Below are 12,026 nucleotides of genomic sequence, written 5' to 3'. Positions count from 1 at the left end.
TATACATGTTGTTAGGTATTTACCCTTGGATTAGCAATTAAATCACTGTTTTTTGATTTTTATGTATACATTTCTTCCGTCTGACAAGAACTAAATACCCCGCGAGACATGCCACCCTCCATTGCCCCCGCTGCTGCAGCGGAAGAAAACCATTCCCAGGTCGTGAAGGCGCAGCTGCAGCTGCGCGAAATGATTCTTGCCGGCGAGATGGCGGCCGGAGAGCGCATCTCCGAGCTGGTGCTGGCCGAGCGTCTGGGTATCTCCCGCACTCCCATACGTGCAGCGCTGATGCGGCTTGAGCAGGAGGGCATGCTGGAGGCCACGTCCGGCGGGCGCGGCTACAAGGTGCGCGTGCTGTCCGAAGCCGATGTCTCGGACGCCATCGAGCTGCGCGGCACGCTGGAAGGTCTGGCGGCGCGCATGGCGGCCGAGCGCGGGGTCGATGAAGCCCTGCTGGCGAGAGCCGCGCGCTGTCTGGATGCCATCGACCGTGTGCTGGATGCCCTGAACTGGGGCGACGAAGCGTTTTCCGCCTATGTGGCCTTGAACTCCGAATTTCACGACATCCTGCTGGAGATGTCGGGCAGCAGTTTCATGCAGCGCGAGCTGGAGCGGGTCAAGCGCCTGCCCTTTGCCTCCCCCTCGGGCTTTGTGGTGGCCGACTCCGAGTCGCCGCGCGCGCTGCGCAGCCTGATTCTGGCGCAGGAGCAGCACCGTGAAGTGATTGACGCCATCGAGCACCGCGAAGGCGCGCGTGCCGAGGCGCTGATGAAAGAGCACTCACGCATTGCGCGGCGCAACCTGCGCGAAGCCATGCGCTCGCCCGAGACCACGCGCGTACCCGGTGCGCAACTGATTCGCGCCAGCCGCTGATACCCGGTCCGTGGCGCAGCAGGCGGTGCCCGGACCAGACCCCGACCGATAAATACAAGGAGACACCCACGATGAGCAAGCAAGCACAGCCCACCTATCCTCGCAACACCTGGTATGTTGCTGCCACTGCGGCCGAAGTCACGGACAAGCCGCTGGGGCGCCAGATCTGTGGTGAGCGCATGGTTTTCTACCGCGCCCTGGAAGGCAAGATGGCCGCCGTCGAGGACTTCTGCCCGCATCGCGGCGCACCGCTGTCGCTGGGCCGCGTCTGCGAAGGCAAGCTGGTCTGCGGCTATCACGGGCTGGAGATGGGCTGCGACGGCAAGACGGTTGCCATGCCCGGCCAGCGCGTGCGCGGCTTTCCTGCCATCAAAAGCTATCCGGTGGAAGAGCGTTACGGCTTTGTCTGGGTCTGGCCGGGTGACAAGGATGCGGCCGATGCAGCGCTGATCCCGGATCTGCAATGGCATGACAACCCCGAGTGGGCCTATGACGGCGGGCTGTTCCACATCAAGGCCGACTATCGCCTGATGATCGACAACCTCATGGACCTGACCCATGAAACCTATGTGCATGCCAGCAGCATCGGTCAGGCCGAGATCGACGAGACGCCCTGCAAGACCGAGGTCATGGGCGACAGCGAGGTGGTCACCAGCCGCTTCATGGAGAACATCGAGGCACCTCCGTTCTGGAAGATGGCATTGCGCAGCAATGGTCTGGCCGATGACGTGCCTGTGGACCGCTGGCAGGTCTGCCGCTTCACTCCTCCCAGCCATGTGCTGATTGAGGTCGGTGTGGCGCATGCCGGCAAGGGCGGCTATGACGCCGCTGACGAGCACAAGGTCTACAGCATGGTGGTGGACTTCATCACTCCGGAGACCGATGGCAGCATGTGGTACTTCTGGGGCATGGCGCGCAAGTTCAATCCCGGCGATGCATCGGTGACGGCGGCCATCAAGCAAGGCCAGCACAAGATCTTCAGCGAAGACCTGGAAATGCTGGAGCTGCAGCAGCGCAACCTTGAGGACTATCCGCAGCGTCAACTGCTCAAGCTCAATATCGATGCCGGCGGCGTGCAGTCGCGCAAGATCATCGAGCGCCTGATCGACGAAGAGAAAAGCGAGTCGCGCGTTGCGGCGCTGGCCTGAACGGCCGCAGGCGGGGTAGATCATGTCTGTAGATGGAGTAATCTTGCAGCTCCTCGAATCGGAGTCAGCGATGCCCATAGGCAGCGCTGCCCTTGCTACGCTGCTGCATGGAATCGCCCACCACACCCAACCCGCTTTCCCTGGATCTCTACGACCAGCCAGGTCATCTGATTCGACGAGCCCAGCAGATTGCTGCGCTGCTGTTTCGAGAAGTGCTGGGCCCCGATGTGACGCCGGTTCAATACGCCATCCTGCGCATGCTGCAGGAGTCTCCCGGCATCGACCAGGTGACGCTGGCGCGTCTTGTCGCATTGGACAACTCGACCACGGCCGATATCGCTGCGCGTCTGGAAAGCAAGGGCTGGATTCATCGGGAGCTGCTGCCCAGGCGTCAGCGCCGTTTGAGTCTGACCACCGAGGGCGAAGCCATGCTGGCCGCGTTCGTGCCCAATGTCTACGAGCTGCAGCAGCGCATGCTTTCCGCGCTGGAGCCCGAGGAGCAGGCGGAGTTCAAGCGTCTGCTGCGCAAGTTCGTGCAGTTGCACGACAGCACTGAAGCCGGCGAGCAAGCGGCGATCAACGGCTAGCAGCCCGTTCTGGCGCGGCGGCTTCACCACGATCACACCGGCCAGCGCCGGCGGTAAACCGGCACGACTAGGGAATTCACTTGTGCTGGATCAAGAGTTCATTCAGTAAACTGAATGTGATTCAGTATGCTGAATGAATGATAAAAAGCAAGGAGACAACGATGGAACAAGATTTGCGCGCGCATCTGGACCAGCGGCCCATGACGACCTTCCAATGGTCGGTCATCGCGGTATGCATGGCCCTGAACATGATTGATGGTTTTGACGTGCTGGTGATGGCCTTCACGGCTTCGGCGGTGTCGGCGCACTGGAAGCTCAGCGGCTCGGAGTTGGGCTTTTTGCTCAGTGCCGGCCTCTTCGGCATGGCCGCAGGTTCGCTGCTGCTGGCGCCCATGGCCGACAAGCTGGGGCGCCGTCCCCTGATTCTGCTGTGCCTGGCCGTTTCCGGGCTGGGCATGCTGGCTTCGGCCTGGAGCCAGACGCCCACGCAGCTTGCGGTGCTGCGCGTGATCACGGGCCTGGGCGTGGGCGGCATTCTGGCTTGCAGCAATGTGATTGCCAGCGAATATGCCTCGCTGCGCTGGCGCAGTCTGGCAGTCACGCTGCAATCGACCGGCTATGCGCTGGGCGCGACCATTGGCGGCAGTATTGCGGTCTGGCTGCTCGCGCACCATGGCTGGCGTTCCGTCTTCCTGTTTGGCGGTTGCTCCACGCTGGCGGTGCTGGCTCTGGCCTGGTTTGCCTTGCCCGAGTCTCTGGACTTTCTGCTGGTCAAGCGACCCGCCAATGCGCTGCAGCGTCTCAATGGACTGATTCGCAAGATGGGCCTGCCCGCACTGGGTTCCCTGCCTCAGGCCGTGGCGGCAGGCAGCGGTGAAGGCAAGCGCATAGGCCCTTTGCAGCTGCTGTCTCCCAAGCTGCTGCGCCCCACGGTGCTGGTCTGGCTGTCCTTCTTCTCGGTGATGTTCGGTTTCTATTTCGTGATGAGCTGGACGCCCAAGCTGCTGGCTGCCTCGGGCCTGACGCCCGAGCAGGGCGTGACCACGGGCGTGCTGCTGAGTCTGGGCGGCATTCTGGGCGCGACCTTGCTGGGCCTGCTGGCGGCGCGTTTCGCGATTCACCGTGCGCTGGCGGTCTTCATGCTGGTGACGGCAGTGCTGCTGTGCTTTCTGGTGGGTAGCTCCGGCGCGCTGTGGATGTCGTACACGCTGGCCTTTCTGATTGGTGTGTTTGTGAATGCCTGTGTGGCCGGCCTCTATGCGATTGCGCCTGTGGTCTACGGCAGCGATGTGCGCGCCACGGGCGTGGGCTGGGGCATAGGCATCGGCCGCATCGGGGCGATTGTGTCGCCTCTGGTGGCCGGTGGCCTGCTGGATGCGGCCTGGTCGCCCGATCAGCTGTACTTGGGTTATGGCCTGGCGTTTGTCCTGGCTGCCGTCATCGTGTCCATGCATCGTATTGCAGGCCCGCAGGCTGCGGACAGGCGCGCTGCGTCCGAGACAGTGGCTGCCGCTCATTGACCAGGGAGACTTCGATGAACCAGATTTCTCAACCCATGAGCGCGGCCCTGACGGCCTTTCCGCTGGATCAATGGTATGTGGCAGGCTTTGCCTGGGAGCTCAAGGACCAGCCGGTGGCGCGCACCTTGCTGGGCCAGCCCGTGGTCCTGTTCCGCACGGAAGATGGCCGCGTCGCGGCGCTGGAGGATCGCTGCTGCCACCGCGAGCTGCCGCTGTCCTGCGGCACGGTGGAGGCTGCGGGTCTGCGCTGTGGCTACCATGGTTTGCTCTTCAGTCATGAGGGGCGCTGCCTCGAAATACCGGGCCAGGATCGGATTCCGGCCAAGGCCTGCGTGAAGTCCTTCGAGCTGCGCGAGCGCGACCAGATTCTCTGGATCTGGATGGGTGCGACGCCGGATTCAGCGCCGGGCACGGAGCCACCGGCCTATGCCGTGCACAGCGACCCGCAATATCGTTTTGGCGGCGGCGTCTACCACTACGACGCACCGTATCAGCTGATTCACGACAATCTGCTGGACCTGAGCCATCTGGGCTATGTGCACCTCAAGACCATAGGCGGCAATGCCCGCGTGCATATGAACGCGGATCTCAAGGTCAGCCAGGACGGGGACAGCGTGAAGGTGGTGCGCTGGATGCCGGATTCGGACCCGCCGCCCACCTATGCGCAGGCCTGGCCTTTTCAGGGCCGCATCGACCGCTGGCAGGAAGTGGAGTTCCACCCCTCGCATGTGCGTATCTGGACCGGTGCCATGGATGCCGGCCAGGACAGACTGGACAACCCGGCGCGCGAAGGATTCCATATGCGCGGTTTTCATGGCGTGACGCCGGAGACGGAGACCAGCGCGCATTACTTCTGGACGATTGCGACCAATCCGCATCCGCAGATGCAGGATACGACACAGCTGGTGATCGATCAGACGGCGGCCACTTTCGAAGAAGACAAGGTGGTCATCGAAGCCCAGTTCCGCAACCAGCAGCGATTTGGTGCACGCGCCGTGGTGGATATCCACGTGGATGTGGGGCCCAACCGTGCGCGGCGCGTGATCGAGCGCTTGCGCCAGGCCGGCGCGCAAGCCTCGCAGGCGCTGGCCTAGGGACGCACAAGCAAAAGAGAAGTACCCGAGATGAAGACTGAAACCACGTTCGAGGTGCGCATTGCGCACAAGCAGGAGCAGGCAGCCGGTATCTGCAGCCTGGAATTGCGGGCTCTGGAAGGCGCCAGCCTGGCGCCGTTCAGTGCGGGTGCGCATATCGATGTGCACCTGCCTGGTGGGCTGGTGCGCCAGTATTCGCTGAGCAACGATCCCGCCGAGCTGGACCGCTATGTGATTGCCGTGCTGCGCGAGCCCGCCTCGCGCGGTGGCTCGGCGGCCGTGCATGAGCAGCTGCAGGCCGGCCAGCAAATCACCATCAGCCTGCCGCGCAACCATTTCGAGCTGCATGCGCCGGCCCGCAAGCATCTGCTGCTGGCGGGCGGCATAGGCATCACGCCGATTCTGGCCATGGCGCGCAAGCTGGCGCGCGACGGTGCGGATTTCGCACTGCACTACTGCGGTCGCTCGCGCGAGCGCATGGCGTTTGCCCAGACCATCGAGACTGCGCAATGGGCTGACAAGGCGCAGATCCATGTGGATGACGTGAATGGAAAGTCGTCGTTGGGTTTGAGCGAATTGCTGCAGCAAAGAGAGCAGGGTCAGCATCTGTATGTGTGCGGGCCCAAGGGTTTCATGGACGCCGTGCTCGATACGGCACGAGCGGCGGGCTGGTCCGCCGAACAGCTGCACTATGAGTTCTTTGCCGCTGAAGTGGAGCACCGCGCCGACGACGAGAGCTTCGAGGTGGAGGTCGCCAGCAGCGGCCAGGTGGTGCGCGTCACGCCGGCGCAGACCGTGGTGCAGGCGCTGGAGTCCATCGGAGTCTGCGTTCAGACCTCGTGCGAACAGGGCGTCTGCGGCACCTGCCTGACGCGCGTCATCTCTGGTCAGCCCGATCACCGCGATATGTATCTGACCGAAGACGAGCAGGCTGCCAACGACCAGTTCCTGCCCTGCTGCTCGCGCGCCAGGTCCGGCCGTCTGGTGCTGGATCTGTGATGAACGGATCGGGCAGGTTTTGACCATGCACGGGCAGGGCTGGCGCAGCCTGCTCAAAATAGGTGTTTTCCATGAAAGCGCCGCGTTCCCGCCATGAAGCCTGCCCTGCTAGTCCTGAATCTCCAGGTCCCCGCCCATCTGCAGCAGATGGAGCAGACCTTTGCCGACTTTGATGTGATCTATGCGCCCGAGGCCGATCAGGCCGAGGCCGCAATCGCCGCCCACGGAGCTCGCGTGCAATGCGTGTGCACGATTGGCGCAACGGGCCTGTCGGCCGCGCAGATGCAGCGCATGCCCGGGCTTGCTCTGGTCTGCGCCATGGGCGCGGGTTACGAGAACATCGACGTGGCCTATGCCAAGGCGCACGGGATTGCCGTCGGCAACGGCGTGGGCACCAACGACGACTGCGTGGCCGACCACGCCATGGGTCTGCTGATCGCCGCAGTGCGCGGCATCGTCAAGCTGGACAAGGCCACGCGTGCCGGCATCTGGCGCTCGGCCCTGCCGCTGCCGGCCAATGTCTCGGGCAAGCGCCTGGGCATCGTGGGGCTGGGCCAGATCGGCGCCAAGATCGCCAGGCGCGCGGCCGCCTTCGATATGCCCGTCGGCTATCACAACCGCAAGCCGCGCGAGGGCGCCGACTACCGCTACTTCGACGATCTGCTGGCGCTGGCTGCCTGGGCCGATGTGCTGCTGGTGGCCACGCCGGGAGGCGCTGGCACGCGCCATCTGATCAATGCCGAGGTGCTCGATGCGCTGGGCGAGAAAGGCGTGCTGGTGAATATCGCGCGCGGCTCGGTGGTCGATACTCAGGCGCTGGCCGACGCCGTGCGTGCATGTCGCCTGGCCGGAGCCGGACTGGATGTGTATGAAAGCGAGCCGCTGCCGCCGCAGGAGCTCATTGATCTGGACGCCGTGGTGCTGACGCCCCATGTGGGCGGCTGGTCGCCCGAGGCCGTGCAGAACTCGGTGGATCGCTTCATTGCCAATATGCGCTGCCATCTGGATGGCAGGCCCTTGGTTTCGCCCATCTGAGTGCTATTGAATCGAAAGCTGCTTGCGATTGATATGGTTGTATTTCAATTTGATTTGATGTTGAAATTCACTTATATCGGGCGCTTACAGCTTTGATATTCATAGCAAAAAAAATCCCCGCCACGGCAAGCCGTGCGGGGATTTTTACTATCTGCGGCGCCATGAAGCTGGCGCGGACCAAACCAGTGACACCAAGCAAGGGCCGCCCCGCAGCGAGGGTGTCGTCCCCCTCCCGAAGAGAGAGGGGGAAGCCGCGGGGCCGCCTAGGCGTAGCAGCTCAGGGGGAGCTTATTTCTGGCTGGCAGCAATGGCCTTTTCGGCCTTGTCGACCAGCGGTGCGCCGATCTGGCTCTTCCACTTGTCGTAGACGGGGCGGGTGGCCTTGACAAAGGCTTCGCGCTCGGCAGCGTTAGGCGTGGTCACCGTCACGCCGAGGCCGGCCAGGTCCTTGAGCAGAGGCTTATCGGCTTCGACCAGGCCCTTGCGAGCGATGGCGATTTCTTCCTTGGCGGCATCCAGCGCGGCTTGCTTGACGATGGCCTGGTCAGCCGGTGTCCAGCTGTTCCAGATGTCCTTGTTCACCACGAAGATCAGCGGATCGTTCATATAGCCCCACATGGTCAGATGCTTCTGGCCCACGGACTGCAGCTTGGCCGCCATGTAAACGCCGATGGGGTTCTCCTGGCCGTCCACGGCGCCGCTGGCCATGGCGGGCTGGGCATCGGCCCAGCTCATCTGCGTGGGATTGGCGCCCAGGGCCGTGAAGGTGTCCAGGAACAGGGGCGAGCCCACGACGCGGATCTTCATGCCCTTGAGGTCTGCGGGCGTCTTGATGGCGTGCTTGGAGTTGGAGATTTCGCGGTAGCCGTTCTCACCCCAGGCCAGAGGCACGACACCGCCTTTTTCCAGGGTCTTGAAGATTTCCTGGCCCACTTCGCCCTGGGTCACGGCATCCACGGCCTTGAAGTTGGGGAAGAGGAAGGGCATGGAGAACAGGTTCAGCGACTTGACCTGGGGCGACCAGTTGATGGTCGAGCCCACGGCCATGTCGATCACGCCCTGGCGCAGCGCGGAGAACTCGCGCGTCTGGTCGCCCTGCACCAGCGAGGTGCCGGGGTAGAGCTTGATGTTGATGCGGCCCTGGGTGCGTTCGCGCACCTTGTCGGCCCACAGCTCGCCGCCCTTGCCCCAGGGAAAGGCCGTGCCCAGCACCAGGGACATGCGGTATTCGCTCTTGTACTTGGTCTGGGCCATGGCCATGGGCGATGCAAAGGCCAAAGCGGCGGCCGTGGCCACGGCGGATGCGAGGAAGGTACGAAGTTTCATTTGGTTTGTCTCCCTTTTAGAAACGAAAAAATGCTTTGCTTGTTGGATGCATTGCACATGGAATCAGCACGGCCCATCTCAGCGGACACCGCGCAAGGGCCGAAGCTGGCCGCGCCGCCCCGCAGCACTGGTGTCGTCCCCCTCCCGAGAAGCGAGAGAGAGGGGGGAAGTGGTGGGGCCGCCTAGACATAGCCGCTCAGGGGGTCAATAGCCAAGTCTTGCGGGCAGCCACAGCGCGAGCTGGGGGAAGGCAATGACCAGAATCATCACGGCGAACATGGACAGCAGCATCCAGCCCACCCAGCGCACGGTGGACTCCATGCGCACGCCCGCGATGCGGCAGCTGACCATCAGGTTCACGGCCAGCGGCGGCGTGAACTGGCCCAGTGCCACCTTGAGCGTGAGGATCACGCCAAACCAGACGGGATCCCAGTGGTAGTGGTTCATGATGGGCAGCAGCAGCGGCACAAAGATCAGGAAGATCGAGATGCCGTCGAGGAACATGCCCACGGTGATCAGCAGCAGGATCAGCAGGCCCAGCACGCCGTATTCGCCGAGACCGGAATTCACGATGGCGTTGGCCACCGGATCGATCACGCCCAGGGTGGACAGCGAGAAGGCAAAAATGCCGGCCAGCGACACCACCAGCAGGATCACGGCCGACAGCTCGCCCGCTTCGCGCAGAATCGGAAACAGGTCGCGCAGGCCGATGGTGCGGTGAATCACCATGCCGACGAACAGCCCGTAGAACACGGCAACCACGGCGGCTTCGGTGGGGGTGAACCAGCCCATGCGCATGCCGCCCAGGATCAGCACCGGAGCGGCCAGGCCCCAGGAGGCCTCGCGCAGGCTTTTCCAGAACGGCGGGCGGGGCATGGAGGCTTCGAGCGCACCCATCTTGTGCTTGCGCGACATCCACACGGCGGGAATGATGAGCGCGATACCCGCCAGCACGCCGGGAATCATGCCGGCCGCGAACAGGGCCGGCACCGAAGCGCCGGGCACCAGCACCGAGTAGATGATGAAGGCCACCGAAGGCGGAATCAGAATGTCCGTCGCTGCGGCCGCTCCGACCACGCTGGCCGAGAAGCTCTTGGGATAGCCCGCGCGGCTCATGGCGGCGATCATCACGCCGCCCACGGCCGCCGCATTGGCCGGCCCGGAGCCGGAGATGCCGCCCAGGAACATGGCCACGGCAATCGCCACCAGCGGCAGCATGCCGGGGCCGCGGCCCACGATGGCCACGGCAAAGTTCACCAGCCTCAGGGCAACGCCCGAGCGATCGAAGATGGAGCCCACCAGCACGAACATGGGAATCGCCAGCAGTGGATATTTGCCCAGCCCGGCATAGAAGTTCTGCGGCACGGCCAGCAGACCGAACCACTGTGTATCGGCATTGGCCAGGGCAATCGCCGCCGCACCGGCCAGACCGAGGGCGGCGCCTATGGGCACGCCGATGAACATCAGGCCCAGAAAGGCCACGAACAGCAAGGTGGCGATCATGCGATCTCCTTGCTGTGGTCTTTTTCCACTGGCTCGTCGGGGAAGGCTCCGGGCTTGCCCTGGCGGATGAACAGGCCGATGGCGCGTGCAGTGATCAGTGCCGAGACCACGGGCAGCCAGATCGAATACCACCATTGGGGCAGGCCGATGCCGGGCGAGGTCTCCTCGAAACGGAAGTCGTCCCAGACTACGCGCACGCTGAGCACGGCAATGATGGCAAACAGCAATGCCACCATCAGAGAGCCGAACCGGGCCAGTGCCTTGCGGCGCTGGACGGAGCCGCTGTCCGAGAAAAACTCGATGCGGATATGCTGATTGCGAGCCACGGCGGCAGAGCCTGCGACCAGGGCCAGCAAGATCATCAGAAAGACCGAGATTTCCTCGGTCCAGGCGAAGGATGAGTTGGTGAAGTAGCGCACCAGCACATTGGCAAAGGTGATCAGGGCCAGAGCGGCCATGATGATCACGGTCAGCCAGTCTTCAATGCGCAGGGAACGAGGCTCGTCCGGGCGCGCGCCGGCATCGGCTGCACCATCGGTCTCGGGAGGAGTGGAGGACATGAACGCGGAAAGTCAGAAAAACACACAGGAGTCAGGGCAGCTCGCCTGAATGGCGTGATCCGCGCGCACTCGATGAGAATGCCCTTATGTTCACGACTTACGCAAAACGGGTTCCGGCAAGACGATTGCCTCAGGAGGCAGGCCGTCGTTGCATTCTTGTTTGCGTAAGTCCTTATGTTGTTCCTTGACCTTCACGGCGTTGTGCGCCGGGATGGCTTGGAGCGAGTAGACACACCGGATAGATGTGAGCAAATATTATCAAGGTATCTATGTCGCAGGGCTTACGTCCGGCGGCAGGCATTACCCTAGGGTCTGGCGACCAAGGCATGGCTCATCGTCGAGTCTGTGTTTTGTCCCGTTTACTAGCCAACAAGGATTACCTCCGTTGCACAGCTTTGGTGCAGGGCAGCGGATAATGAGAGTCTATGGAAACCAAATGGCTTGAAGATTTTGTCAGCCTTGCTGAAACCCGCAGTTTCAGCCGCTCGGCCCAGCTGCGCCACGTTACGCAGCCTGCGTTCTCGCGCCGCATCCAGGCGCTGGAGGCCTGGGCGGGAACCGATCTGGTCGACAGAAGCTCGTATCCGACGCGACTGACGCCAGCAGGCAAGACCATGTACGAGCAGGCGCTGGAGATACTGCAGTCCTTGCAGAGCACCCGCACCATGTTGCGTGCCCACGTCAGTGCGGGCAAGGGCATGGTGGGCTTTGCCGTGCCGCATACCTTGGCGTTCACGTTCTTCCCGAACTGGGTTTCGGCCGTGCACGAGAAGTTCGGCCCCTTCCGCAGCCGTCTGTTCGCACTCAATGTGCATGATGCGGTTATGCGTCTCGTGGAAGGTGGCTGCGATCTGCTGATTGCTTACTACCACTCTTCTCAGCCTTTCCAGCTGGACCCTTCGCGCTATGAGATGGTGAGCCTGGGGCATGAGGTGCTGGCTCCCTACTCCAAGCCGGACGAGAACGGCAACCCCATCTTTGCCCTGCCCGGCCGCCAGGGCCAGCCCTTGCCATACCTGGGCTATGCCGCTGGCGCTTATCTGGGGCGGGTGACGGAGCTGATCCTCAAGGAGGCGGCCGAGGCCGTGCACCTCGAGCGCGTCTATGAAACCGATATGGCCGAAGGCCTCAAGGCCATGGCGCTGGAAGGTCATGGCGTGGCCTTTTTGCCCTATAGCGCGGTGCGCGGCGAGCTGGAGTCCGGTCGACTGGTGCGTGCAGTGCCGGAAGGTGTGACCGGTTTTCAGATGGACATGGAAGTGCGGGCCTATCGGGAAAAACCCACAGGCGATGCCCCTCAGGGAGGAGCGGCTGCGCTATGGAACTTCCTCAAGGAGCAGGGCGAGATTGCGGGTGGCGAGGTCAAGGCTGTGTAACCCGA

At 63.1% G+C, this 12,026-nt stretch carries 11 protein-coding genes; 8 read left to right on the top strand and 3 right to left on the bottom strand.

Annotated features, from left to right (window positions below; all coding sequences use genetic code 11):
* Positions 1-108: 108 nt before the first annotated feature.
* The 7 genes from V8Z78_RS21445 to V8Z78_RS21415 all read left to right on the top strand — a co-directional run bounded on the left by V8Z78_RS21445 (position 109) and on the right by V8Z78_RS21415 (position 7,256).
* Positions 109-873 (top strand): GntR family transcriptional regulator, encoded by a 765-nt coding sequence (locus V8Z78_RS21445; protein ID WP_046460553.1) that lies wholly within the window; start codon positions 109-111, stop codon positions 871-873.
* A 71-nt stretch (positions 874-944) separates the two neighbouring features.
* A complete protein-coding gene (locus V8Z78_RS21440) occupies positions 945-2,021 on the top strand; it encodes an aromatic ring-hydroxylating dioxygenase subunit alpha (RefSeq protein ID WP_034354483.1) in 1,077 nt (358 codons plus the stop codon).
* A 107-nt stretch (positions 2,022-2,128) separates the two neighbouring features.
* Positions 2,129-2,608, top strand: a complete 480-nt coding sequence (locus V8Z78_RS21435) for a MarR family winged helix-turn-helix transcriptional regulator (RefSeq protein ID WP_003081275.1) — start codon at positions 2,129-2,131, stop codon at positions 2,606-2,608.
* Between the two features lie 161 nt (positions 2,609-2,769).
* Positions 2,770-4,128, top strand: coding sequence for an MFS transporter (locus tag V8Z78_RS21430; RefSeq protein WP_046460554.1), 1,359 nt, complete (start codon positions 2,770-2,772; stop codon positions 4,126-4,128).
* A 14-nt stretch (positions 4,129-4,142) separates the two neighbouring features.
* Complete coding sequence (locus tag V8Z78_RS21425) at positions 4,143-5,222, top strand: Rieske 2Fe-2S domain-containing protein (protein ID WP_349732086.1); 1,080 nt, start codon at positions 4,143-4,145, stop codon at positions 5,220-5,222.
* Positions 5,223-5,252: 30 nt separating this feature from the next.
* Complete coding sequence (locus tag V8Z78_RS21420) at positions 5,253-6,221, top strand: PDR/VanB family oxidoreductase (protein WP_349732085.1); 969 nt, start codon at positions 5,253-5,255, stop codon at positions 6,219-6,221.
* A 93-nt stretch (positions 6,222-6,314) separates the two neighbouring features.
* Positions 6,315-7,256, top strand: coding sequence for a 2-hydroxyacid dehydrogenase (locus V8Z78_RS21415; protein ID WP_349732084.1), 942 nt, complete (start codon positions 6,315-6,317; stop codon positions 7,254-7,256).
* A gap of 288 nt (positions 7,257-7,544) precedes the next feature.
* Here the strand turns inward: V8Z78_RS21415 and V8Z78_RS21410 are convergent, their stop codons facing one another.
* The 3 genes from V8Z78_RS21410 to V8Z78_RS21400 form a co-directional block, all read right to left on the bottom strand.
* On the bottom strand, positions 7,545-8,582 hold the full coding sequence (locus tag V8Z78_RS21410) for a DctP family TRAP transporter solute-binding subunit (protein ID WP_280040339.1): 1,038 nt from the start codon (positions 8,580-8,582) through the stop codon (positions 7,545-7,547).
* Positions 8,583-8,786: 204 nt separating this feature from the next.
* Positions 8,787-10,085, bottom strand: coding sequence for a TRAP transporter large permease (locus tag V8Z78_RS21405; RefSeq protein ID WP_003068086.1), 1,299 nt, complete (start codon positions 10,083-10,085; stop codon positions 8,787-8,789).
* On the bottom strand, positions 10,082-10,645 hold the full coding sequence (locus V8Z78_RS21400) for a TRAP transporter small permease (RefSeq protein WP_003068089.1): 564 nt from the start codon (positions 10,643-10,645) through the stop codon (positions 10,082-10,084). The genes V8Z78_RS21405 and V8Z78_RS21400 overlap by 4 nt, the downstream gene beginning before the upstream one ends.
* A gap of 425 nt (positions 10,646-11,070) precedes the next feature.
* Here V8Z78_RS21400 and V8Z78_RS21395 point away from each other — a divergent pair, with 425 nt between their 5' ends.
* A complete protein-coding gene (locus tag V8Z78_RS21395; RefSeq protein WP_039050033.1) occupies positions 11,071-12,021 on the top strand; it encodes a LysR substrate-binding domain-containing protein in 951 nt (316 codons plus the stop codon).
* Positions 12,022-12,026 lie beyond the last annotated feature (5 nt).

The organism is Comamonas sp. wu1-DMT, assembly GCF_040187805.1.
In the GTDB taxonomy this organism is placed as follows: domain Bacteria; phylum Pseudomonadota; class Gammaproteobacteria; order Burkholderiales; family Burkholderiaceae_C; genus Comamonas; species Comamonas thiooxydans.
Note: the sequence above shows the minus strand (reverse complement) of the source record. Positions and strands in the feature narration are given on the sequence as shown.